Origin of the sequence: Reyranella sp. (assembly GCF_004296935.1) — a bacterium.
In the GTDB taxonomy this organism is placed as follows: Bacteria; Pseudomonadota; Alphaproteobacteria; order Reyranellales; family Reyranellaceae; genus Reyranella.
The window spans coordinates 1-23,878 of the sequence record NZ_SCVH01000166.1; the positions used below are offsets into that span (position 1 = coordinate 1).

A 23,878-nucleotide genomic window follows, 5' to 3' on the forward strand; every position below is an offset into this window, starting at 1 on the left:
GCGCGACATCGGGCAGACGCCACTGGCCATCGCCCGCGCCCTGGTCGACCGCGTGCTGAGCGTCGACGAGGTGGCCATCGAACGCGCCATCGCGCTCTTCCTGGAAGTCGAGAAAACGGTGGCCGAGGGCGCCGGTGCCACCGGCCTCGCCGCCCTTCTCGCTCATCCGCAGCATTTCACCGGTCGCAAGGTCGGCCTCGTCCTGAGCGGCGGCAACATCGACACCCGCTTGCTCGCCTCCGTCCTGCTGCGCGGGCTGGTGCGCGACGGAAGGATCGTACGGCTCCGGCTGATGATCGGCGACGCGCCGGGCCAGCTCGCCCGGGTTGCCGGCCTGATCGGCGGTGCCGGCGGCAATATCGTGGAAGTGCTGCACCAGAGGCTGTTCGGCGTGGTCGCCAAGGCCACCGAACTCGACGTCACCGTCGAAACCCGCGACCGCGCCCACCTCGGAGAGCTTTTGGCCGCCCTGCAGGCCGACGGCTTCAAGGTCCGCGTTCTGGAGGGGGCGGACGCGTAAAAGCGCCGCCTTACAACCCACCGCACCGCGGGCTAAAAGGGCGCCCATGTCCGCCGCCCCCTCCTACATCCCCTCGCCCACCCCCGATCTCGCCCGCATCCAGCGCGCCCTGATCTCCGTCTCCGACAAGGCCGGCCTTATCGAGCTGGGCAAGGCGCTGGCAGCCCACGGGGTCGAAATCCTCTCGACCGGCGGCTCGGCCAAGGCGCTGCGCGACGCCGGCCTGAAGGTCGTCGAGGTGAGCGACCACACCGGCTTTCCCGAGATCATGGACGGGCGGGTAAAAACCCTGCAGCCCACGATCCATGGCGGCATCCTGGCGCGGCGCACCGACGCCGGACACCAGAAGGCTATGACCGATCACAGGATCGCCGGCATCGATCTCGTGGTGGTGAACCTCTACCCGTTCGAGGCCACGGTGGCGCGCGGCGCCGATTTCCCGACCTGCGTCGAGAACATCGACATCGGCGGCCCGGCGCTGATCCGTGCCTCGGCCAAGAACCACGACTTCGTCACGATCGTCGTCGATCCGAAGGACTACGCCGCGGTGCTCGACGAGCTCAAGGCCAACAAGGGTGCCACGACACTGGCGCTGCGCCGCAAGCTGGCCGCGAAGGCCTATGCCCGCACGGCGTCCTACGATTCGGCGATCGCCACCTGGTTCGCCAAGCAGGAGAACGACACCTTCCCCGAGCGGCTGACGGTCTCGGCCGAGCGCGTGCAGACGCTGCGTTACGGCGAAAATCCGCACCAGCAGGCCGCGTTCTATTCCGACGGCAGCAAGCGGCCGGGCGTCGCCACCGCACGCATGGTCCAGGGCAAGGAACTTTCCTACAACAACATCGGCGACACCGAGGCGGCCTATGAATGCGTCGCCGAGTTTTCGGAGTCCGCCATCGTCGTTGTGAAGCACGCCAACCCGTGCGGCGTCGCCGTCGACAAGGACCAGTACGCCGCCTACCTCAAGGCCTATGCCTGCGATCCGGTGTCGATCTTCGGCGGCATCGTGGCGGTCAACCGCACGCTCGAAGCCAGGACGGCAGCCGACCTGGCCAAGCTCTTCCTCGAGGTCGTGATCGCGCCCGACGCCACGCCGGAAGCGCTGGCCATCCTCGCCACCCGGAAGAACGTGCGTGTGCTGCTGGCCGGCACCCTGCCGGATCCAATGTCGCCCGGCATGACGATCAAGAGCGTGGCCGGCGGCTATCTCTTCCAGAGCCGCGACAACGGCCACCTGAAGAAGAGCGATCTCAAGGTCGTGACCAAGCGCGCGCCGACGGCGAAGGAACTCGACGACCTGCTGTTCGCCTTCACCGTCTGCAAGCATGTGAAGTCGAACGCCATCGTCTATGCCAAGGACGGCGCCACGGTGGGTGTCGGTGCGGGCCAGATGAATCGCCGCGACAGCTCACGCATCGCGGCCATCCGCGCCGCCGAAGCGGGCGAGACGGCGGGCCTGAAGGTGAGTCCCGCGGTCGGCTCCGTCGTGGCGTCGGATGCCTTCTTCCCCTTCGCCGACGGCCTGCTGGCTGCGGCCGAAGCGGGCGCCACCGCCATCATCCAGCCCGGCGGATCGATGCGCGACAAGGAAGTGATCGAGGCCGCCGACGCGGCCGGCCTCGCCATGGTCTTCACCGGGATGCGCCACTTCCGCCACTAGATGTGAAGTGAGGGGCGGAAGCGGGCCTTCCGTTCCCGGCCTCAGTTCATCAACTGGCCGAGATTGCTGATGATCTCGGTCACCAGCCGTGTGTCACGATTCATCAGCACGATATCGTCGTCGACCCGGACATAGTCGTAGCCCGGCGGCGGCGGCGCGAGCTGCATCATCAGCGGCTGCGGCAGCTGATGGTAGACCGTGGTCGGCGGCAGCGGCTGGCCGACGCTCCAGAGCTTCTTGGCCTGACCCGGCGGCAGGCAGCCGTTGTTCTTCTTGGCGAGACCCGGCGGGCAATTGCCGTTCGTGAACTCGCTCCGATAGTAGGTGTAGACGGTCGTCCGGTCGCGGTCGGTGACGACGACCCGCGTCGGCGTGCCGGCCGGTCCGCTGTCGATGCGGTTGCCCTGGTTCTGGCCACGGCTGTTGTCGTTGCCACGGTTGTTGTCGTTTTGGCTTTGGCCGCGGTTGTTGTCGCCGCCTTTGCCCTTGTTCTTGTCGTTGTCGGCCCAGGCAGGCGAGGCGAGGCCGGCACAAAGCGCCGACACGAGAACCAAACGGATGACTTGCATGATGAAATTCCTCCGCACCCTCAACGCGGGCCGGCACCAGGGGTTCCCCCTCAGGGCGCACCGACCAGGAAGGCGCGCGGCAGCACCGAGACCTCAAGCGGCAGGCGGCCCACCGTCTCGCCGTCGAGATCGACCAGGGTCTCGGACTCGGACTCGAAGCGGAACGACGTGCCCTGGCTCACCCGCACCTTGGGATGGCCGATGTGGGCGCCGCTGTAGAGCTTGGGCATGACTCCAAACAGGACGCCCAGCCGCGAGACGTCGCCCATTTCGATCAGGTCGAGGATGCCGTCGTCGAATCTGGCGCCCGGCATCAGCTTCATGCCGCCGCCGCCGTTCTCGGTGTTGGCAACCATGGCAGTGAATAGCCGGCGCGTGCCGTCGGCCACCCCGTCGATGGTGATGGCGATGTCTCGGTGGCGGTAGCCCAGCGTCACGGCCGGCGTCATCAGCAGATAGGCGATCTCGCCCAGCTTCTTCAGCCAGCGCGAGCGCGAGGTGCGGTGGCTGATGGTGGCCGCGGCACCCAGCGATACGATGAGGTAGCCGAAGCGGTCGACCTGACGGCCGGCGAGATCGACGCAGCGCACGCGCAGCAGATCGACGGGCCGGCTGCCGCGGCCGGCGGCGGCCTCGTAGGCGCGAGCCGGATGCTCGAGATGGCCGAGGGCGCGGCAGAGTTCGTTGGCCGTGCCGGCGGGCACCGGACAGAGGACTGTGTCCGGCGCGACGAGGCGGCCCGAGGCATCGAGCAGGCCGTTCAGTGCCTCGTTCACCGTGCCATCGCCACCCACCGCCACGATCCGCCGCGCGCCCTGGGCCACCGCACGCCTGGCAAGGTCGGTCGCATGACCCGGCGCCTCGGTGAAGCTGGGCGTGAAGGGACCCAGGCGCGCGCTGAGTTCGGCCTCGATCGCCGGCCAGCGCCGCGCTGCGCCGCCCTTGTGGGCGGCGGGATTGACGATGACAGCAATGCTGGCGTGCCCAACCATGAGGCACAGTGTGAGCATCTGTCGGGATCGCCGCCAGTGATCACCTGTTGATTGCGTCGACCGTGGCAATTGCCGCAACAAATGATCGCGTCGGCAGGCGGATTGACACTGGAAGTCGGCGGAACCACATCTGCCGGAGCGACGCAGAATGAGTCGCGGGGGAGTTCCGTTGCCTGTTTTCCGCCAGCTCTTCTTTGCCGCCGTCCTTGCCTTTGCTGCCACGCCGGCCGTGGCCCAGGGCGGCCCACCCGCGATGCCGGTCGGTGTCGCCGAACCGATCGCCAAGCGCGTCACCCAGTGGGACGAATATTCCGGCCGCTTCGAGCCGGTCGCCGCGGTCGAGGTGCGGGCGCGGGTTTCCGGTTTCATCGACAAGCTGCATTTCCGCGACGGCCAGCTCGTGAATGTCGGCGACCTGCTGCTCACCATCGACAAGCGGCCGTTCGAGATCGCCGTCGAGAGCGCAGCGGCTGAAGTCGCGCGTACCAAGGCGCAGGTCGAACTGGCCGAAAACCAGGTCGAACGCAGTGCAACGCTGATCAAGTCGCGCACCATCACCGACCAGGAGCACGACCAGCGCAAGGCCAACCTCAATGTCGCGCGCGCGCAGCAGAAGGCGGCCGAGTCCGGCCTGAAATCGGCCGAACTCAATCTCGACTGGGCCGACGTGCGCGCGCCGCTGGCCGGACGCATCTCCGATCGCAAGGTCGACGCCGGCAACCTGGTCTCCGGCGGCCAGACAGGCGCCACCCTGCTCGCCACCATCGTCACCCTCGACCCGATCCGCTTCGTGTTCGACATCTCCGAGGCTGACTACATTCGCTACCAGCGTCTGTTCCTGTCCGGTTCGAGACCGTCGGAACGCGGCGATACCGTCATTCCGGTCCGCATCCGCCTCTCCGACGAGACCGAATGGACGCGCACCGGCAGAATCGACTTCGTCGACAACACACTGGGCACCCGCTCCGGTACCATCCGCGCCCGCGCCATCGTCGAGAACAAGGACCAGCTCCTCACCCCTGGCATCTTCGGCCGGCTCCAACTGTTCGGCGGCGAATACGACGCCCTGCTGATCCCCGATTCGGCGATCATCTCGGATCAGGCGCGCAAGATCGTGTTCACGGTCGGGCCCGAGAACGTGGTCGCGGCCAAGCCCGTCGTGCTCGGCCCACTGGTCGACGGCCTGCGCGTCGTGCGCAGCGGGCTCACCGCAACCGACAAGGTGGTGCTCGACGGACTGGCCAACCCGATGGTGAGGCCGGGCGTCAAGGTGGTGCCGCAGAAGGGCGAGATCGTCGCGAAGGCGAACTAGCCGATGATCCGCCTTTCGCACTTCTTCATCGACCGGCCGATCTTCGCCTCGGTCCTGTCCGTCATCATCGTGATCGTGGGCTTCATCGCCCAGCGCGGCCTGGCGGTCGCCGAATATCCCGAAATCGCCCCGCCCACGGTCAACGTCACGGCGACCTACCCCGGCGCCTCGGCCGAGGTCATCGCCGAGACCGTCGCCACGCCACTCGAGCAGGAGATCAACGGCGTCGACGACATGCTCTACATCAGCTCGCAGTCGACCGGCGACGGGCGGCTGTCGATCAACGTCGTCTTCAAGCCCGGCGTCAACATCGACCAGGCCCAGGTGCTGGTGCAGAACCGGGTCGCCGTCGCCCAGCCGCGCCTGCCCGAGGACGTGCAGCGGCTCGGCATCGTGGTGCGCAAGGCCTCGCCCGACCTGATGATGGTCGTGCACATGATCTCGCCCGACGGCACGCGCGACCAGCAGTACATCTCCAACTACGCGACGCTCTACGTGAAGGACGTGCTGAGCCGCGTCGACGGCGTCGGCAACGTGCTCATCTTCGGCGCGCGCGACTATTCGATGCGTGTCTGGCTCGATCCGGCGCGCGTCGCCTCGCGCAACCTGACCGCCACCGAGGTCGTCCTGGCGCTGCGCGCCGCCAACCTGCAGGTCGCCGCCGGCGCCATCAACCAGGCGCCCGCCGTCTCGCCCGGCGCCTTTACGCTGTCGGTGCAGACGCTGGGGCGGCTGAGCGCCCCCGAGCAGTTCGAGAACATCGTCATCCGCGCCGAGCCCGACGGCTCGGTAACCCGGCTGCGCGACGTCGCCCGCGTCGAACTGGGCGCGCAGGACTACACGCTGAACGCCTATCTCAACAACAAGAACGCCACCGCGATCGGCATCTTCCAGCGCCCCGGCTCGAACGCGCTGGCGACGTCTGACGCCATCATCGCCGAGATGGAGCGGCTGAAGAAGAGCTTCCCGGCCGGCATCGGCTATTCGGTCGTCTACAACCCGACGGAATTCATCCAGGCCTCGGTCGACGCGGTCATCACGACGCTGTTCGAGGCGCTGATCCTGGTCGTGATCGTGGTGATCCTGTTCCTGCAGACTTGGCGGGCCGCGATCATCCCCATCCTCGCCATCCCGGTGTCACTGATCGGCTCGTTCGCCGTGATGTCGGCCGTCGGCGTCTCGTTCAACACCCTGTCGCTGTTCGGCCTGGTGCTGGCGATCGGCATCGTGGTCGACGACGCCATCGTCGTGGTCGAGAACGTCGAGCGCTACCTGACCCAGGGCATGTCGCCCAAGGAGGCGGCGCACAAGACCATGGACGAGGTCGGCGGCGCGCTGATCGCCATCTCGCTGGTGCTGATCGCGGTCTTCCTGCCGACCGCCTTCATCAGCGGCCTGCAGGGCACCTTCTACAAGCAGTTCGCCATCACCATCGCGGCCTCGACGGCGATCTCGGCCTTCGTGTCGCTGACGCTGTCGCCCGCGATGGCCGCCCTGCTGCTCAAGACCCATGCGCTGTCGCACGTCGAGAAGGCCAAGCCCAGCCTGCTCGACCGCGCGATGTGGCCGGTCAACTGGTTCTTCGGCCACTTCAATCGCGGCTTCGAAGGGCTGGCGAATTTCTACGGCCGCGCGACGGCACGCCTGATCCGCATGAGCGTCATCATGCTGGTGATCTATGCCGGCCTGCTGGCGCTGACGCAGAATCGCCTGGCCTCGACGCCGACCGGCCTGGTGCCGCAGTTGGACCGCTCCTACCTGATTGCCGCCATGCAGCTGCCGGCCGGCGCCACCCTCGAGCGCACGGACGCGCTGATACGCCAGGCAACCGACATCATCGTCTCGCAGCCGGGCGTCAAGGACGCGGTGGCCTTCGTCGGACTCGATGGCGCCACCTTCACCAACGCGCCCAATACCGGCGTGATTTTCGTGACCCTGAAGCCCTTCGCCGAGCGGCCGGGCATCACCAAGGACATGATCCTGGCCGAACTGCGCGGGCGCATGTTCGGGCTGCGCGAGGCCTTCGTGTTCGTGCTCGAGCCACCCTCCGTTCCGGGCATCGGCACCGGCGGCGGCCTGAAAGGCTACGTCCAGGACCGCGCGGCACGTGGCCTGCCGGCGCTCGAGGGCGCGACCTGGGCGCTGGCCGGCGCCGCCGGGCAGGCGCCCGGCCTCACCCAGGCCTTCACGCTCTTCAGCACGCGCACGCCGCAGATCTGGGCCGACATCGACCGCACCAAGGCCGAGCAGCTGGGCGTGCCGATCGCCTTCGTCTTCCAGACGCTGTCGGTCTACATGGGCTCGGCCTTCGTCAACGACTTCAACATCCTCGGCCGCACCTATCGCGTCACCGCCCAGGCCGACAATCCCTATCGCCTGACCTTGCGCGACGTCGCCAATCTCAAGACCCGCAGCGTCAGCGGCGAGATGGTGCCGATCGGTTCGGTCGCGACCTTCAACGACACCACCGGCCCCTACCGCGTGGCGCGCTACAACCTCTATCCGGCGGCAGAGGTCCAGGTCGCCCTGCAGCGCGGCTACTCCTCGGGCCAGGGCATCGCCACCATGGAGGCGCTGGCCGCCAAGGTGCTGCCCTCGGGCTTCGACTTCGAATGGACGGAGATCGCGCTGCAGGAAAAGCTCGCCGGCAACACCGCCATCCTGGCCTTCGGTCTCGCCGTGCTGTTCGTGTTCCTGCTGCTGGCGGCGCTCTACGAGAGCTGGCTGCTGCCGCTCGCCGTCATCCTGATCGTGCCGATGTGTATCCTGGCGGCCATGATCGGCGTGAACATCCGCGGCCTCGACCGCAACGTCCTGGTCGAGATCGGCCTCGTGGTGCTGGTGGGCCTCGCCGCCAAGAACGCCATCCTGATCGTGGAGTTCGCCAAGCAGGCGCACGAGCAGGGCATGAACCGCTTCGACGCCGCGGTTACCGCCGCCAAGACCCGGCTGCGACCCATCCTGATGACCTCGCTCGCCTTCATCCTGGGCGTGGTGCCGCTGGTCATCAGCGTCGGCGCCGGCGCCGAGATGCGCCAGTCGCTGGGCACCGCGGTGTTCGCCGGCATGCTGGGCGTCACCCTCTTCGGCCTGATCTTCACCCCGGTGTTCTACGTGATCTGCACCGGCCTCTCGGAGCTGCGCTTCAAGTGGCGCAAGCAGGAGATCAAGCCCGACTTCAAGCCGGATTCGGCCTGAGCACGCGATGCAGGTCGAGCACCGGCGGATCCCGGCCAAGCTGCGACAGCAGCGTGTGGACCTGGGCGCGGTGATGGGTCTGGTGATTGAAGAAGTGCGGCAGCAGGACGTCGAGCGGGTCCTCTGACGTGAAACCGGAATTGTTGAGGTAGCGGATCGTGCCGGCCGCGAAGGCGCGCGGCAAATCCGCGACGAACCGCTCGATGCGGGCATCCATCGCGACCCGCGCGGCGCGCAGCTCGGTGAAATCGTCGTAGAGCACGGCGCCGAGATCGGTTGAAGGATGCTGGCCGCCCTCGAAGCGGGTCATCCAGATGCGGTCGCCCAGCAGCAGATGGTTCAGCGTGCCGTGGACGCTCCTGAAGAACGCCCCGAGGTCGCGCCGGCGCTCCTCATCGCTGAGCGCGGCGCAGGCCTCGTAGAGCGTCTCGTTGGCCAGTCGGTTGTAGCGGGCGTAGTGGCCCCAGGGCGCAGTCATGCGCCTTGTTTATCGGGCCGCGGCGGAAATCCAACCGGCGTGGAAGCTGTTCGAAATCCAACGACCGAAGTCGCGGAACAGGCCGGCGACGGCTGCGGCCCGCAGGCGGTGAGCCCGCACCATGTAGGCCTGATACTCGGGGGTCGAGGGATACGGGGTGGTGAACATGAATATCTCCTTTGGATTGAAAGGAACGTAATTCCTTGCCAGCAAATGGATAATCCGGAGATAATGAAGAACAATGATGAATATAATTCATTAATTCCGCAATGATTGACCATGCGAGCGAAATGGCCGCCTTCGTGCGGGTCGTTGATTCCCAGGGCTTTTCAGCCGCCGCGCCGGCGTTGGGGCTGACGCCCTCGGCCGTCAGCAAGCTGGTGACCCGGCTGGAGACCCGGCTGGGCGTGCGGCTGCTGCAACGCACGACGCGGGCGCTGCATCTCACTGCCGATGGCGAGGCCTTCTATGCCGCCGCCCGTCGCATCGTGGCCGAGATCGCGACGCTCGAGAGCGAGATTACCGGCCAGAGCGGCACGCCGCATGGGCCGCTCAAGGTCACGACCTCGCTCGCCTTCTCGACCCACCAGCTCGCGCCCATCATCGGCGAGTTCCTGCAGCGCTACCCCGCCGTGCAGCTCGAACTGTTGCCGACCGACCGCGTGGTCGACGTGATCGACGAGCGCATCGATGTCGCCATCCGGATCGGCAAGCTCGCCGACACGAGCTTCATGGCGCGCAAGATCGGCGAGGACGTCCGCCTGATCTGTGCCGCGCCGAGCTACCTTGCCCGTCGCCGCGCGCCTCAGCGGCCCGAGGATCTCGCGCGCCACGATTGCATCGTCAATCGCGACCGGCCCGAACTCAACCGATGGCCGTTCCGCATCGACGGCAACATCCGCCTGATCGAGGTCAACGGCCGCCTGGCCGTCAACGAGGGTGAAGCGCAGATGCGGCTCGCCCTGCAGGGGCTGGGCATCGTCTGCCTGACGCGGCTGACGCTGGCCGGCGCCATCCGGCGCGGCGAACTCGTGCCGCTGCTTGGAGACTTCTATGCCGAGGAGCCGGTGCCGATCCATGCGGTCTATCCCCACCGGCGACATCTCGCGCCCAAGGTCACGGCCTTCGTCAATTTCCTCATCGAGAAATTCACGCCGCCGCCGTGGGAGATATGAGCGGGAAATATGGTCTACTGCCGACAACCTGGGAGGACACCATGGCCGACGCCATCGACGATCTGTTCCGCCGCTTCGGCAAGGCCTTCAACAAGGCCGACGCCGAGGAGATCGCGGCCTGCGTCACCGACGATTTCGAGTGGCGCCTGAACGCCGGCGGCGCGCCGTCCGGCAGGGTGCTGAAAGGCAAGGAAGGCCTGCGCGCCCATTTCGCCGACAAGTCCACGGCGCATCGCGAGGCACGCTATTCCGAGGCCCGCATCCATCGCGCCGGCGACAAACTGTTCGGCACCTTCCGCGTCACCGGCATCGACCATGCCGGCAAGCCGTTCGACCGCTACGGCATCGACCTCTACGAGGTGAAGGACGGCAAGATCTCCCTCAAGGACAGCTACCTCAAGGCCGAGTGACGTGGCCAACGACACGGTTCTCTGGGAAATCGACCGGCGCGGCGTGGCGTCGGTCACGCTCAACCGGCCGCAGGTCAACAACGCCTACAACGGCGATCTGATCGAAGGCCTGCACGCCGCGATGGACGCGCTCGGCCGCGAGGCCGGCCTGCGCCTCGTCGTGCTGCGCGGCAACGGAAAGCATTTCCAGGCCGGCGCCGACCTCGCCTGGATCAGCGGCGTCGCCAAACAGCCGCCGGCAGAGAACGAACGCGCGAGCCGGCTCACCGCCGAGGCGATCCGCCGGCTCGACACCTGCCCGGTGCCGACGCTGGCCCTCGTCCAGGGCGGCTGCTTCGGCGGCGGCACCGGCATCGCGGCGGCCTGCGATGTCGTGGTGGCGAGCGAAGACGCGATCTTTTCCATCGCCGAAACCCGCTGGGGCCTGATGGCGGGGATCATCCTGCCGCAACTCTGCCGGGCGATGGGCGTGCGCCAGGTCAGGCGCTACGCCCTGACCGGCGAGCGCTTCGGCGCCCAGGAAGCCCGGCGGCTGGGGCTGGCCCACGAGGTCTGCCCGACCGGCGGTCTCGAGGCAGCCGGGGCCGGGATCATCGAGGCGGTGCTGATGAACGCGCCCGGCGCCACGACCGCCACCAAGCTCAGAACGCTGGCGGCGGCCCGCGCCTTCATCGACGACGGCGAGTTGCGCGACCTGATCGACGAACACGCCCGGGCCCGCCAGCAGCCTGAGGCGAGCGAAGGCCTCGCCAGCTTCCGCGAGAAGCGCAAGCCTTCCTGGTACCCGGGCTGATCAGAGGCCTTCGAACTCAGAGCCCTTCGAACAGGGGCGTGCTGACGTAGCGCTCGGCAAACGAGGGAATGATCACCACGATGCGCTTGCCGGCGCTGTCCGGCCGCGCGCCGATCTTCAGAGCGGCAGCCACCGCCGCGCCCGAGGAGATGCCCACGGGAATGCCCTCCATCGCCGCCATGTCGCGCGCCGTCTTGAAGGCGGTCTCGTTGTCGATTTGCACCACTTCGTCGATCACCTTGCGATCGAGGATATCGGGCACGAACCCCGCGCCGATACCCTGGATGGGATGGGGCGAGTGCTTGCCGCCCGACAGCACGGGACTGAGCGCCGGTTCGACGGCTACCACTTTCAGGCCGGGCAGGCGCGGCTTCAGCACCTCGCCGACACCGGTGATGGTGCCGCCGGTGCCGACGCCGGCCACGAAGAAGTCGAGCTTGCCGCCTGTGTCCTTCCAGATTTCCTCGGCCGTGGTGCGCCTGTGCACGGCGGGATTGGCCGGGTTCTGGAACTGCTGCGGCATGAAGCTGTTGGGAATTTCCTTCAGCAGCTCCTCGGCTCGCGCGATCGAGCCGTTGATGCCCTTCTCGCGCGGCGTGAGCTCGAGCCGGGCGCCCAGGATGGCCAGCATCTTGCGCCGCTCGACCGACATCGAATCGGGCATGGTGAGGATGATGCTGTAGCCGCGGGCGGCAGCCACGAAGGCAAGGCCGATGCCGGTGTTGCCGGAGGTCGGCTCGATGATGGTGCTGACGCCGGGCACGATCTTGCCGGTCTTTTCGGCGGCATCGATCATGGCGAGCCCGATCCGGTCCTTCACCGAGGCGAGCGGGTTGAAGAATTCCAGCTTGGCCAGGATCTCGGCCTTCACGCCGTCGCGCCTGGGCAGGCGGTTCAACCGCACCAGCGGCGTCGCGCCGACGGTCTCGGTGATGTCGTTATAGATGCGGCCGCGGAATTCGGGCGAGGATGCAGGCTGGGTCATGGGCTGGTATATACGCCGCCCGATGGAAATAGCGAAGCCAGTGTCGCCGTCGAAACGACTGGACCGTTGCGATGGCGCGCTCCTGGCGGCCTTCGCCATCGTTGCCGCCCTCGGCACCTGGAACGGCTGCCTGCTGGTGAACGATGGCGCCGTCCTGCTGTCGGCCGGCTGGCTCGGCAACGCCTGGAACCTCTATCTCGACCAGATCGCGAGCCGCGCCGTCTCGACGCTCGTGGCCTTCGGCCCCGCCTGGTTGGCGCGCCGGGCATTCGATCTCGCGCCAGCAAGTTACGTCACGGTCGCCCATGCGCTCTATTTCGCCGTGCCGCTGCTGTTGTGGGCGGCGATGCGCACCGTCGAGCCACAGCGTCTCTTCTCGCGGCTCTACCTCGCGATGACGCTGGTGCTGGTCTATTTCCCGACCGAGCTGATCGTCGGGACCGGGCTCTGGATGATCTGGGCCGCGGTGGCGGCCGATCCGACGCGATCGACGCGCCAGGTGGTGGCCACGACCCTCGGGCTCGGCCTGGCGATGGCCCTTACCCATCCGTCGCTGGCCGCGATGAGCCTGCTCTATGCCGTGACCGGCGGCGCCCTCCTGGCCTTCGGCCGTCCCTTTCCGGGACGGACGGTGATGGCGGCGGCGGCGATGGCGGCCCTGCTGGTGGTTGCCTACGCCGCGACCTCCAGCCTGATGCCGCCGGCCAATCCGACGATCGCCCGGGCACTCGCCGCCAACCGTTACGACCATGTCGATCCATGGTGGATGCTGGCGACGCTGGCGATGTTTCCCATGCTGGCGGCACTCTGGCTGCTGCTGCTGGCGCCGGGTGCCGAGGTCGCGCGCCTGCGCTGGCGTCTACCGCCCTGGGCGATGACGGCGGTTGCCGTGCTCGGCCTGTGGTTCGCCTTGAACGGCGCCAGCATGCTGACCTGGATCTACGCCCGCCACACCGGCACGTACGTGCTGGTTCTCGCGCTCGCGCTGGCGCTGGCCGCCCCCGCCGGCGACTGGCTGGCGCGGGCGCGGCGGCCCCTGATGCTGTTCGCCGCCATCATGGCCGCCGGCGCGATTTCCTACGGTGTCGATCTCGTCCTGTTCGGCCGCTTCCTCGAGCAGCGCGGCGGTTCCGGTGTCGTCGATGTCGATGCGTCGCCGGCGCCGTCCTGGCCGCCGCGACGCGAGGCGACCTTCGGTCCACGGATCTATTTCAAGTGGGCGGCGGGAGGCGACTACGTGCGCGATGTCGTCGTGCCCGACTACGACTGGTATCGCGTGACCCTGGCCTTTCACAGCTTCTTCGCGTCCGACGGCCGCACGGTGCTGTTTCACCGCCTGACCGCCGACGGCTGGATCCCCTTCGCCTGCGCCCCGATCGGGCGGGCGCTGGACGGTGCCCAGGGCGAGTCCCGCCGGATGTTTCTCCGCTTCCTCGGCGAGAACTACTGCGTCCGCTGAGACGGCAGCCCTAGTCGGCGGCGCGGCGCTGGGCGGTCTGGTCGGGCGTCAGCGTGTAGGTCTTGAAAGTCTTGTTCAGCGCCGGCATCGGGCAGGCCTCGAGATGGCCCTCGCCGGGGCGCATCAGGATCATTGCCGTCGTGGCCGTCATGACGCCACGCGTGTTCATCCGCGGCGGCCGGCACACCGACCAGGGTGAATTCCAGTCATCGAAGAAGGCGGCGCGAAAATCTTCCAGCGTGAGCTTGCCGCGCTTCGGACCAAGTTGATCGCGCACCCGCTTGTCGCGATAGATCGAGCACGGCGTCTCGGCGAGGCCGGTGTCCTTGACCTTGGCGCGCGCCGACTCGGCGATCCAGTGATTGGCGTGCACATAAAGGCCGCGATCGGGCGCCAGCCAGAACGTGTCGTCGGGGGCGCATTCGAAGCCGAACGCCTCGCCGCCGCCGCCGCCATTGCCCCCCACATTGCTCGTCGCGTGACTGACGGCCATGTGGTTGGAACCGGGCTTGGGCGTCGAGACGATCGTCTGCACCGCCTGCGCGAGATGGGCCGCCTCCAGCACCTTGCGCCGGATGAAGGGCAGCGGCACGCCGACGCCGCGCTGGTAGTCGCGGTCGCATTCCAGCGCATTGGCGGTGAGGCCGATGCCGGCCGAGTTGAGGCCGGAGCGGGCAAGTCCGCCGGCCTCGGTGAAGGTCAGGATGTCGGGCCCGTCGTCGCGCCGGATGCGCAGCACCACGCCGGTCTCGGCGCACTCCGCGCGCCAGTCCCAGTTCTGGCCATGCAGCAGCACGCCGTCGGCACTGGCCTCGGGCAGCGCCAGCGCAGCCGTGCAGCCGTCCGGAAAATGCTGGGCCGCCTTCTGGCGACGCGCCGCCGCCACCATCTCGGTGCGGGCATTCATCAGCATCACGGCAGCGAAAGGCTCGCCCGCGCCCTCGGCGATACCGCGCATCTCCTCGACATAGGCCGGATCGAACTGCTCGATCGCTGGCACCGTCGCCTCGGCGCGGCGCTCCAGTTCCTTCCAGTCGACACCGCTCGCGAGCAGCGACTCGGCGTACATCCTGGCGCCGCGCCGCAGCCGGTCGGCGGCGGCCTTGCCGTGCGTGCGGCCGCGCTCGCGCGGGCTTCCGGCGAGGTCGATCAGCGGGAAGGGCGCGTAGTCGGTCATGTTCCCCTCCTACGTCGGCTTGATGCCCAGCGCCTGGCGGAAACGATCCTTGAGATGCGCGCCGTCCTGCGGCGGCATGACGAATTCGAGCTTCTCGACCATCACCTTGACGAGCCGGAACACAGGGCCCTTGGTGATGCGGGCGTCCTTCACGAGCTGCGCGACCTCGCCCGCCTCACGCACGGTGCCGCTGTCGGCGATGCCGCAGCCCTTGGCGATCATCGCGAGGTCGGTGCCGGCGCCCGAATCGGTCGGACCGTTGTTGCGCGGAGCGGTGGCCGTCGCCTGATTGCCGGTCTCGCCGAACTTTTCGTTGTCGAGCACGACGATCGCGAGATTGTCGGGTTGCTGGGCGGCGACGGTGGCAAGAGAGCTGAGGCTCATCAGCATATCGCCGTCGCCGGTGATCACCAGAACGCGCTTCTTGGGCTGTGCGAGTGCCAAGCCCAGGCCCATCGGTACCGGCGCCCCCATCGAGCCCCACAGCGGCATGTTGAGCGGTCGGTCGCCCGCTTCGGTCACGTCCCAGTTGGCGGAGCCCAGTCCCGCGATCACCAGGAGATTGTCGTCGGCGCCTTCGAGGATCTTCTTCACCAGCGGGCGGCGTTGGAGCGTTGCTTTGCTCATCTCACTTCTTCCCGAAATTCTTGATGCCGAGCAGCTTCTGCCGCAGCAGGACAGCGACCGACTGGCCGCCGTTGAAGGCCGAGCGCGCGGCGGCGTCGACGGTTGCCTTCACTTCTTCAGGCTTGTCGACGGAGTAAACCAGCACGCCCATGGCCTCGAGGACCTTGGGCGTCGCCTGGCCCATCGGGTACTGCCAGGAATTGAACTCGCCGTAGTCGCCGCGCATCGTGATCAGGGTCAGGAACGGAAAGCGCAGCGTCTTGGGCATGCCCATCAGATTGATGGTGTTGCCGACACCCGAGCTCTGCATCAGCAGCACCGAGCGCTGGCCGCCCAGCCAGGCGCCGGCGGCGAGCGGAATGCCTTCCTCCTCGGTGGTGAGCGCCAACGTGCGGATCGAGTTCGATTTCTGGCAGAGCTCGATCAGCCGGCTGTGGCCGGCATCGGGCACGTGAAAGACCTGCTTGATGTCGTGGTCCTGGAAGACATCGAAGATCTGGTCCTTCCACTCGGCGCTCTTCAACTCGACGTTCATCTGATTTCCTAAAACGGTTTCAGCACTACGAGGAATACGATAGCGATCATCAGCACCGTCGGCACCTCGTTCCACCAGCGATAATAACTGGCAGGTCTGGTGTTTCGGTCTGCCTCGAAGGTCTTGCGCCAGCGGCCGTAGACGTGATGCACGCCGGTCAGCAGCAGGACCAGCACGATCTTCGCCTGGAACCAGCCGGAGGCCCACCATTCGCCCCGCCAGGCCAGCAGCAGGCCCAGGATCCAGACCGCGCCCTGGGCCGGCTCCATGATCGCATAGACCAGACGCCGCTCCATGACCTTGAAGGTCTCGCTCTGCTTCGAACCTTTCTCGGCGTCGGCGTGATAGACGAACAGCCTGGGCAGATAGAGCAGCCCCGCCATCCAGGCGATCACCGCCACGATGTGCAGCGCCTTCAGGATTTCGTAGAGCATCACATCGCTCCGGCGATGAGGGGGCAGCCAAGGTGCTGGGAGCCGCAAGGCATGGTCTTGGCGCCGTGGCAGATGGCGACCTGCGGCTCGGCGAGGATCGCGCGCACCCGGTCCGCCAGGCCACCGATGAACGATGGATGGGTGCCCACGGCCGGGACGCGCCGGTAAACCGGCACGCCGCTTCTCTCCGCGAGATGGCGGTAGTCGATGTCGAGCTCGACCAATGTCTCGGAGTGTTCCGACACGAAAGCCAGCGGATAGAGCACGACGGAGCGTCCGTCCGCACCGGCGCGGCGGATCTCGGCGTCGGTCGAGGGCCCGATCCACTTCAGCGGGCCGACCCGGCTCTGGTAGCAGACCGACCAGTCGAGGGCCCCGGTCTGCCTGGCGATCTGGTCCACGATTGCCTGCGCCGTGCGTTCGACCTGCACCTGATAGGGATCGCCGCGCCTGATGACTTTTTCCGGCAGGCCATGGGCGGAGAACAGCAGGCGGACCGGGCCACTGCCTGCTTCGGCAAGACCCTGCTTCACGAGATCGACGGAGGCGGCGATAAAACCCGGCTCGTCGGGATAGCAGCATACGGTTTGCGTCGGGACGGCGAGTTTGGCCGCGGCTGTGACGGCCTTCCACGCCTTCACCGAGGAGTCGGTCGTGGTGGTCGAGAATTGCGGGTAGAGCGGCAGCAGGACGATGCGGTCGGGCGCGAAGCGCTTGACCGAGCGCACCACGGCCTCGGTCATCGGATGCCAATAGCGCATGCAGACATAGCCGCGCCATTCGTATCCGCTGCCGGCCCCGCTTCCAAGCGCCGCCTCCAACGCCCGCGCCTGCGCTTCGGTCTGCCCGAGGATCGGTGAGCTGCCGCCGATCTGGTCGTAGATCTTCCTTGCCTTGGGCGCGCGCCGGCTGGAGATGAAACTTGCCAGTGGCAGGCGCAGAAACGACGGCAACGAGATGATCGCGGGATCGCTGAAAAGGTTTTTCAGGAACGGCTGCACCGCCTCGGGCGAATCCGGGCCACCGAGATTGAACAGGACGATGGCGATTTTCATGGCCCGATACTCATGGAGCGCCCGGCTTCCAGTTGCGCACGATCTCGACCAGGTGCGCCACGTTATCGGGTGGCGTCTGCGGCACCACGCCGTGGCCGAGATTGAACACGAAAGGCCCGTGGCCGAGCTTGTCGAGGATACGCATCGCCTCGCGTTCCATCGCCTGGCCGCCGGCGACCAGCATGATCGGATCGAGATTGCCCTGCAGGCAGATGTGCGGCTGCAGCTCCTTGGCCGCCCAATGCGCACCGATGCCGGTATCGATCGACAGCGCGCTGAAAGTATCCGGGCGCCGGTACATCAGCATCGCCGGCCCGACGGCGCGCGGAAAGGCGATGATCGGAACCTCGGGGTGGCGTTCGCGCAGGCCCTTGGCGATGCGCATCATCGGATCGAGCGACCAGTGGAAGAGCTGCTCCTCCGGCAGCACGCCGGCCCATGAATCGAAAAGCTGTACGCCATTTACGCCGGCCTCGACCTGGTAGGCGAGGTGATCGACCACGGCCTCGACCAGCAGGTCGATCAGCAGACCGAAGGATTCGGGATGGCTATAAGCCCAGGTCTTCACCTTGGCGAAATCCTTGCTGCCGCTGCCTTCGATCATGTAGCAGGCGAGCGTGAACGGCGCGCCGGCGAAACCCAGCAGCGCCGTTTCCGGCGGCAGCGCCGCACGCGTCTGGCGGATCGCCTCGTAGACTGGCGCCAGATGGTCGGCGATGCGAGCCCGCGACAGCCGGCCGAACTGCGACGGATCGGTCAGTGCCTCGAGCTTCGGCCCCTCGCCCTCTTCGAACCAGACTTTCTGGCCCAGTGCATCGGGCACGACCAGGATATCGGAAAAGATGATTGCAGCATCGAAGCCGAACCGGCGGATCGGCTGCAGCGTCACCTCGATCGCCTTGTCCGGCGTGTAGCAGAATTCGAGGAAGGACTTGGTCGTGGCACGAACGGCGCGATACTCCGGCAAGTATCGGCCGGCCTGACGCATCAGCCAGATCGGTGGCGTCGGAAATCGCGTCCCGGCCAGCGTCTGCAGAAACTTCCCCTCTGCTTTCTGCCTGCTCAAGTCTTGTCCCTCATGCTTCCTCTTACTCTAATCTTAATAGGTAGTAGCAGTAGTAGGGCCTGTGGCACGTGGGGATGCGCCCTATTGGACTCTTCTCCCCAGGACGCTGTGGACCGGCAGAGGCCGGATTCAGGCGGTTGCTTGGTGTGATTCCCGACTCGCAGGCCTTTCCTCCCGGACTGTCCGCAAGGGACGAATATCTGGAGGGCGAAGGCGAGTCGGGCCCCGAATTGGTCGACTTTGCCCAATCGACTCGACTGTCCCCGCGATCCAGCTGGCAATCCCGCGTTTCTCCCAGCCCCGCTGTGGGGTAAAACACGGCGTGGCGAATCGCAATTTTCACGTTCATCTCGTGTCCGACTCCACCGGTGAAACGGTGTCCAGCGTGGCACGCGCCTGCTTGGTCCAATACGAGGGCATCTTCGTGCAGGAGCATGTCTGGTCCCTGGTGCGAACGCGCGGTCAGATGGAAAAGGTCGTGCAGGCGGTCGAACGCGACCGCGGGCCCGTTCTTTATACGCTGGTTGACCAGGAACTGCGCGATCTCGTACGCGATCATTGCCGGCGGCTGCAACTGCCCTGCGTCGGCGTGCTCGACCAGGCAATGAGCGTGTTGGCTGTTCATTTCCATTCCAAGAGCGAGCAGTGGCCGGGCCGCCAGCATCAGCTCGACGAAGGCTATTTCGACCGGATCGACGCCATGCACTACACGCTGGCGCACGACGACGGCCAGTCGACGCACGACCTGGAGGACGCCGATGTCATCCTGGTCGGTCCGTCGCGGACCTCCAAGACACCGACCTGCGTTTATCTCGCCAACCGCGGCGTGCGCGCGGCCAATGTGCCGCTGGTGCCGGAGGTGCCGCCGCCGCAGGAACTCGAGGATTCGAAACGGCCGCTGATCGTCGGATTGATCACCGATCCCGAGCGGCTGGTGCAGATCAGGGTCAATCGCCTGCGCCTGCTGCAGCAGGAGACCGAGACCGAATATACCGACATGGAACAGGTGCAACGCGAGATCCAGGATGCGCGCCGCCTCTACGCACGCCGCAAGTGGGTGACCATCGACGTCACGCGACGGTCGATCGAGGAGACGGCGGCGGCCATCCTGCAGATGCTCGCCACACGACGCGAGCAGAGGCTTCAGGCTCAATAGAAACCAGACAACCAAGGAGGTCGGTCATGCGTGCTCATCTCATCGCAGTTGGTCTGATTTTTGCTGGTTCATCGGCACACGCGGCGAATGGCATCGACGTCAAGCGCGGCGTGGACTCCACGGTCTTCGGCAATTGCGTGCCGAGCCTCGTGGTCGAGAACAAGTCGGCGGAGACCATCGACTATCTGCAGGTCGATGTCGTGGTGGCGCTGGGCAATGGTCAGGAGCGCACCGTCGAACTGAAATCGGCCTACCGTGAGGGTGTGCTCTATCCGATCAGTCCCGGAGGGAAGGCGACCTTGAAGCAGCATCTCGATACTTCCGTAGCCCTCGGTGCGCCGTGCGCCGAGGTCAAGACGCGCCGCGTCGTGCGCACGATCTGCGAGGCCACCGGCGGCAAGGCCTGTGCTTCCTCTGTTTCGGTGAATCCGTGATCAATAGAAGAACTGTTCTTGGTGCTGCCGGCGCGTCTTTGCTCGCGGCACCTGCTCTCGGCCCGGCCCTTGGACAGGGTGCGTTTCCCAACAAGCCCCTGAAGATGATCGTGCCCTACCCGCCGGGCGGCGGTACCGACGGGCTCGGCCGCATCACCGGACAGTTCCTGTCCGAGAAGCTCGGGCAGCCGATCGTGATCCAGAACATCGGCGGCGCCTCGGGCACCGTGGGCTCCGACGCGGTGCGTCGCGCCGATCCCGACGGCTACACCCTGCTGTTCAACGCCAGCCTGTTCGTGCTGGGAAAAGCGGTCGTGCCGAGCTGTCCCTACGACGCGCAAACCGACTTCCGGCCGATCGCCCAGGCCGGCGAGGCGCCGCTGGTGCTGCTGGCCAACAACGACGTGCCGGGCAAAGACTATGCGAGCATGATGGCGGCCATCGCCAAGGAGCCGAAGAAATACTTCTTCGCCCTGTCGTCGGGTGGATCGGCCGGCCACATCGCCACGCTCGCATTTCTGAAGCGCACCGGCCTGCCGCTCGACACCATCCTCTACAAGGGCACCGCGCCGGCCAATACCGACCTGATGTCGGGCGCCGTGCAACTCTTCATGGATCCCTGGACGGCACTGTTGCCGCTCGCCACTTCGGGCCGCGCCAAGGGCGTTTTCGTCACCTCCAAGGAACGCACGCCGCTCGCCCCCAACATCCCGACGACGAACGAGGTCGGACTGAAGGACTTCAACCTCAGTTCCTGGTACGGCGCGTGGGCACCCAAGGACACGCCCGGCGCCGTCGTGAACCGGCTGGCCGCCGGCATGGCCGAGGTTTCCAAGGATCCCAACTTCATCGCCAAGACGACGTCGCTCGGCATCGTGCCGACCGCGCGGGGCCCCAAGGAATTCGCCGCCTTCATCAAGGAAGAGGTCGAGACCAACACCGCGCTGCTGAAGGACGCGGGCTTCAAGCCGGAGTAATTGCTGGGGGCGCGCCACTGGAGTGGCGCGCCCCCAGCCTATTCCGCCGCCTTGGGCAGTGGCTCGAAGCGGGTGTCGAAGTCGCGGATGGATTTCTCGACGGTCGCGGCCACCTGGTTGAGCTTGTCCTGGTTCACGACCTTCAGGCCGAACAGGTCCTTGACGTAGAACACGTCGACGGCGCGCTCGCCGTAGGTGGTGATGTGGGCCGAGGCGATCTGCAGGTTGAGCCGCGTCAGCGCCCGCGTGACGACATGCAGAAAGCCCGGCCGGTCGCGGCCGTTGACCTCGATCACCGTAAAAGTGTCGGACGCGTTGTTGTTGATCAGCACGCGCGGCTGGACGGTGAAGACCTGGTCGCGCTTGGGCCAAGAGCCGCGCTGGGTGTCGAGCTCGCGCTGGATGTCGAGGCGGTTGGAGAGTGCCAGCTCGACCCGGGCGGCGAGCCGTGCCAGGCGGCGTGAATCGTCGAACGGCTTGCCCTCGAGGTCCTGGATCCAGAAGGTATCGAGCGCCATGCCGTTGGCGAGCGTGAAGATCTTGGCGTCGACGATGTTGGCGCCGCTCACCGCCATGGCGCCGGCCAGGCGGGCGAACAGGCCGTGGGTGTCGAGCGTGTAGATCGTGACTTCGGTGACGGCGCGCGCCGTGTCGACCCGGTGCTCTATCGCCAGCGGCTGGCGGCCGCGTTCGGCGCCGCGCACCAGCTCGGCCTGGCGCGCCAAGGTGTCGGGATCGAACGACAGCCAGTAGGGCGCGTAGCCGCGGGCGAAGTGCTCGTCCTTCTCCTGGTCGGTCCAGCTCGCCAGGCGTTTGCCGACCTCGGCCTGGATCTGGCGGATGCGGTCGGCGCGGCCGCCGGCCAGCGTGCCGCCCGACATGACCTGTTCGGCGGCGTTGTAGAGCTGGCGCAGCAGGGCCGCCTTCCAGCCGTTCCAGACGTTGGGGCCGACGGCGCGGATGTCGCATACCGTCAGCACCAGCAGCAGCCTGAGTCGCTCCGGCGATTGCACGAGGGCGGCGAAATTCTCGATGGTCTTGGGATCCATCAGATCGCGCTGGAAGGCGGTGCCCGACATGGCGAGGTGATGACGCACCAGCCAGGCCACGGTCTCGGTCTCGGCGGCGCTGAGGCCAAGCCGCGGGCCGACCTGCATGGCAACATCGGCGCCCAGCACCGAATGATCGCCGCCGCGGCCCTTGGCGATGTCGTGCAGCAGCACCGAAAGATAGAGCACCGGCCGCGACAGCACCTTGTGCACGACCTCGGCCGACAGCGGATGGTCTTCCTTGAGCGTGCCGTTCTCGATGCTGGCCAGGATGCCGATCGCCCGGATGGTGTGCTCGTCGACGGTGTAGGTGTGATACATGTCGTGCTGCGTCTGGGCGACGACGCGGCCGAAGTCGGGAATGAACCGGCCGAACACGCCGGCCTCGTTGAGGCGACGCAGCGTCGTCTCCGGGTCGTGCCGCGACGTCATCATCTCCATGAACAGGTGATTGGCCTCGGGATCGTTCCTGAGCCTGTCGACCAGCCGGATGTTCTGGGTGATGAGCCGGAGCGTCGCCGGATGGATGTCGAGGTCGTTTTCCTGCGCGACGTGGAACAGCCGCAGGATCGCCACCGGATCCTTGGTGAAGGTATCGGGCGACGCCACCGCGAGGCGCTCGCCGTCGAGCTTGAAGCCTTCGAGCTGGCGTGGCCGCAGCGTCTGCCACAGCGCCGCGAGCTTGGGCTTGCGGCGGTGGCTGTCCTCGAGGGCGGCGACGAAGATGCGGGTGAGGTCGCCCACCGTCTTGGCGTGGAGATAGTAGTGCTTGGTGAAGCGCTCGACGCCGCGGCTGCCCGGGCGGTCCTGATAGCCCAGCCGCTCGGCGATCTCGCGCTGCAGGTCGAACGACAGGCGATCGTCGACGCGGCCCGTCAGGTAGTGGATGTGGCAGCGCACCGTGGTCAGGAAACGCTCGGCGCGCTCGAACAGGCGCGCCTCCTCCTTGGTGAGCACGCCCTTGGCCACGAGGTCGCCGGGCTCGCTCACGCGATAGAGATATTTGGCGATCCAGAACAGCAGGTGCAGGTCGCGCAACCCGCCCTTGCCTTCCTTGACGTTGGGTTCGACGACATAGCGCGAGTCGCCCATGCGCTGGTGGCGCTGGTCGCGCTCGGCGAGCTTGGCCTCGACAAAATCGCGGCCGTCGCCGGTATGGAATTTCTGCGCGAAACCCTTGTGCAGCTCGTCGAACAGCTCGCGGTCGCCCCACAGGTAGCGCATCTCGAGCAGCGCCGTGCGGATGGTGTGGTCGTTCTCGGCGTAGCGCAGGCTCTCGGCCACGGTGCGGGTGGCGTGGCCGACCTTCAGGCCGAGGTCCCACAGGAGATAGAGCATGAACTCGACGATCTGCTCGCCCCTGGGCGTCTGCTTGTAGGGGCGCAGGAACAGGAGATCGAGGTCGGAGAGCGGCGCCAGCTCGCCGCGGCCGTAGCCGCCGGTCGCCACTACGCCCAGCCGCTCGGCGGCGCTCGGGTTGGCGGCGGGATAGGCGTAGCGGTCGGCGAAGTCGAACAGGACGCGGACGATCTGGTCCATCAGGTAGGAGGTGGCGGCCAGCACCGCCGGACCGTCGTTGCGCAGCGGGCCGGGCTCCTCGAAGCGGCGGCGGATCTCGGCCCGACCTTTGGCCAGGGCGTCGCGCAGCAGCGCCAGCACCGGCGGCCGGGGCGGCTCGCCGCCCGAGGGCAGGTCCTCGACCAGCACGCCCAACGCCTCTTCGAGCACGCGGCGGCGCACGATCTTTCGGCGGTCGGGGATATGATCGTAGGGATTGGCCATTTCGGGCGGGATACTACAGGGCGGCGCTCGTCTAA

The 23,878-nt window shown here is 66.9% G+C and carries 22 protein-coding genes and 1 pseudogene; 11 read left to right on the forward strand and 12 right to left on the reverse strand.

Annotated elements, in window-relative coordinates; genetic code table 11:
• A pseudogene (locus EPO55_RS24370) lies at positions 1 to 520 on the forward strand (threonine ammonia-lyase); the annotation flags it as partial.
• Positions 521 to 566: 46 nt separating this feature from the next.
• A complete protein-coding gene (gene purH / locus EPO55_RS24375; protein WP_296340066.1) occupies positions 567 to 2,180 on the forward strand; it encodes a bifunctional phosphoribosylaminoimidazolecarboxamide formyltransferase/IMP cyclohydrolase in 1,614 nt (537 codons plus the stop codon).
• A 41-nt stretch (positions 2,181 to 2,221) separates the two neighbouring features.
• On the opposite strand, the gene EPO55_RS24380 is transcribed toward purH, so the two are convergent.
• Both EPO55_RS24380 and EPO55_RS24385 read right to left on the reverse strand, forming a co-directional pair.
• Positions 2,222 to 2,749: a DUF1236 domain-containing protein gene (locus tag EPO55_RS24380; RefSeq protein WP_296340068.1), complete on the reverse strand. Its 528-nt coding sequence runs from the start codon at positions 2,747 to 2,749 to the stop codon at positions 2,222 to 2,224.
• 50 nt (positions 2,750 to 2,799) lie between these two features.
• Positions 2,800 to 3,759, reverse strand: coding sequence for a diacylglycerol kinase family protein (locus EPO55_RS24385; RefSeq protein ID WP_296340070.1), 960 nt, complete (start codon positions 3,757 to 3,759; stop codon positions 2,800 to 2,802).
• Between the two features lie 151 nt (positions 3,760 to 3,910).
• On the opposite strand from EPO55_RS24385, the gene EPO55_RS24390 reads away from it, so the two are divergent.
• Together EPO55_RS24390 and EPO55_RS24395 are read left to right on the forward strand one after the other, a co-directional pair.
• Positions 3,911 to 5,053: an efflux RND transporter periplasmic adaptor subunit gene (locus EPO55_RS24390; protein WP_296340071.1), complete on the forward strand. Its 1,143-nt coding sequence runs from the start codon at positions 3,911 to 3,913 to the stop codon at positions 5,051 to 5,053.
• A gap of 6 nt (positions 5,054 to 5,059) precedes the next feature.
• Positions 5,060 to 8,251: a multidrug efflux RND transporter permease subunit gene (locus EPO55_RS24395; protein ID WP_296340319.1), complete on the forward strand. Its 3,192-nt coding sequence runs from the start codon at positions 5,060 to 5,062 to the stop codon at positions 8,249 to 8,251.
• Here the strand turns inward: EPO55_RS24395 and EPO55_RS24400 are convergent.
• Together EPO55_RS24400 and EPO55_RS24405 are read right to left on the reverse strand one after the other, a co-directional pair.
• Positions 8,232 to 8,729, reverse strand: coding sequence for a DinB family protein (locus EPO55_RS24400; RefSeq protein ID WP_296340072.1), 498 nt, complete (start codon positions 8,727 to 8,729; stop codon positions 8,232 to 8,234). The genes EPO55_RS24395 and EPO55_RS24400 overlap by 20 nt on opposite strands.
• A gap of 9 nt (positions 8,730 to 8,738) precedes the next feature.
• Entirely contained in the window at positions 8,739 to 8,897 is a 159-nt protein-coding gene (locus tag EPO55_RS24405; protein ID WP_296340073.1) for an RSP_7527 family protein, read from the reverse strand.
• A gap of 101 nt (positions 8,898 to 8,998) precedes the next feature.
• Between EPO55_RS24405 and EPO55_RS24410 the strand changes: the two genes are divergently transcribed.
• From EPO55_RS24410 to EPO55_RS24420, 3 genes are read left to right on the forward strand one after another with little or no spacing between them, the layout of a single operon-like run.
• The gene (locus EPO55_RS24410) at positions 8,999 to 9,904 is read left to right on the forward strand and encodes a LysR family transcriptional regulator (RefSeq protein WP_296340075.1); all 906 of its coding nucleotides are present in this window, start codon (positions 8,999 to 9,001) and stop codon (positions 9,902 to 9,904) included.
• Positions 9,905 to 9,945: 41 nt separating this feature from the next.
• Entirely contained in the window at positions 9,946 to 10,314 is a 369-nt protein-coding gene (locus EPO55_RS24415) for a nuclear transport factor 2 family protein (protein WP_296340077.1), read from the forward strand.
• A gap of 1 nt (position 10,315) precedes the next feature.
• Positions 10,316 to 11,107: an enoyl-CoA hydratase-related protein gene (locus EPO55_RS24420; RefSeq protein WP_296340078.1), complete on the forward strand. Its 792-nt coding sequence runs from the start codon at positions 10,316 to 10,318 to the stop codon at positions 11,105 to 11,107.
• Positions 11,108 to 11,123: 16 nt separating this feature from the next.
• Here EPO55_RS24420 and cysK read toward each other — a convergent pair whose 3' ends face one another.
• Positions 11,124 to 12,092 carry a cysteine synthase A gene (cysK, locus tag EPO55_RS24425; protein WP_296340079.1) on the reverse strand — a complete coding sequence of 323 codons (969 nt, stop codon included), beginning with the start codon at positions 12,090 to 12,092 and terminating at the stop codon, positions 11,124 to 11,126.
• Positions 12,093 to 12,132: 40 nt separating this feature from the next.
• Between cysK and EPO55_RS24430 the strand changes: the two genes are divergently transcribed.
• Entirely contained in the window at positions 12,133 to 13,551 is a 1,419-nt protein-coding gene (locus EPO55_RS24430; RefSeq protein WP_296340080.1) for a hypothetical protein, read from the forward strand.
• A gap of 10 nt (positions 13,552 to 13,561) precedes the next feature.
• On the opposite strand, the gene EPO55_RS24435 is transcribed toward EPO55_RS24430, so the two are convergent.
• Genes EPO55_RS24435 through hemE form a run of 6 tightly spaced genes read right to left on the reverse strand, consistent with a single transcriptional unit; the run spans position 13,562 to position 18,445 of the window.
• Positions 13,562 to 14,728, reverse strand: coding sequence for a C45 family peptidase (locus EPO55_RS24435; RefSeq protein ID WP_296340081.1), 1,167 nt, complete (start codon positions 14,726 to 14,728; stop codon positions 13,562 to 13,564).
• Positions 14,729 to 14,737: 9 nt separating this feature from the next.
• Positions 14,738 to 15,355 carry a thiamine pyrophosphate-dependent enzyme gene (locus EPO55_RS24440; RefSeq protein ID WP_296340082.1) on the reverse strand — a complete coding sequence of 206 codons (618 nt, stop codon included), beginning with the start codon at positions 15,353 to 15,355 and terminating at the stop codon, positions 14,738 to 14,740.
• A gap of 1 nt (position 15,356) precedes the next feature.
• Positions 15,357 to 15,890, reverse strand: a complete 534-nt coding sequence (locus EPO55_RS24445; protein ID WP_296340083.1) for a thiamine pyrophosphate-binding protein — start codon at positions 15,888 to 15,890, stop codon at positions 15,357 to 15,359.
• 8 nt (positions 15,891 to 15,898) lie between these two features.
• Positions 15,899 to 16,324, reverse strand: coding sequence for a protoporphyrinogen oxidase HemJ (gene hemJ, locus EPO55_RS24450; protein WP_296340084.1), 426 nt, complete (start codon positions 16,322 to 16,324; stop codon positions 15,899 to 15,901).
• Positions 16,324 to 17,379, reverse strand: coding sequence for a ferrochelatase (gene hemH, locus EPO55_RS24455; RefSeq protein WP_296340085.1), 1,056 nt, complete (start codon positions 17,377 to 17,379; stop codon positions 16,324 to 16,326). The genes hemJ and hemH overlap by 1 nt, the downstream gene beginning before the upstream one ends.
• Positions 17,380 to 17,389: 10 nt before the next feature.
• Entirely contained in the window at positions 17,390 to 18,445 is a 1,056-nt protein-coding gene (gene hemE, locus EPO55_RS24460) for a uroporphyrinogen decarboxylase (protein ID WP_296340086.1), read from the reverse strand.
• A gap of 322 nt (positions 18,446 to 18,767) precedes the next feature.
• On the opposite strand from hemE, the gene EPO55_RS24465 reads away from it, so the two are divergent.
• The 3 genes from EPO55_RS24465 to EPO55_RS24475 all read left to right on the forward strand — a co-directional run bounded on the left by EPO55_RS24465 (position 18,768) and on the right by EPO55_RS24475 (position 21,012).
• Positions 18,768 to 19,601, forward strand: coding sequence for a pyruvate, water dikinase regulatory protein (locus EPO55_RS24465; protein WP_296340087.1), 834 nt, complete (start codon positions 18,768 to 18,770; stop codon positions 19,599 to 19,601).
• A 26-nt stretch (positions 19,602 to 19,627) separates the two neighbouring features.
• Positions 19,628 to 20,035: a hypothetical protein gene (locus EPO55_RS24470; RefSeq protein WP_296340088.1), complete on the forward strand. Its 408-nt coding sequence runs from the start codon at positions 19,628 to 19,630 to the stop codon at positions 20,033 to 20,035.
• Between the two features lie 104 nt (positions 20,036 to 20,139).
• Complete coding sequence (locus EPO55_RS24475; protein WP_296340089.1) at positions 20,140 to 21,012, forward strand: tripartite tricarboxylate transporter substrate binding protein; 873 nt, start codon at positions 20,140 to 20,142, stop codon at positions 21,010 to 21,012.
• Positions 21,013 to 21,050: 38 nt separating this feature from the next.
• Here the strand turns inward: EPO55_RS24475 and EPO55_RS24480 are convergent, their stop codons facing one another.
• Positions 21,051 to 23,843 (reverse strand): [protein-PII] uridylyltransferase, encoded by a 2,793-nt coding sequence (locus EPO55_RS24480; RefSeq protein ID WP_296340090.1) that lies wholly within the window; start codon positions 23,841 to 23,843, stop codon positions 21,051 to 21,053.
• Between the last annotated feature and the right edge of the window lie 35 nt (positions 23,844 to 23,878).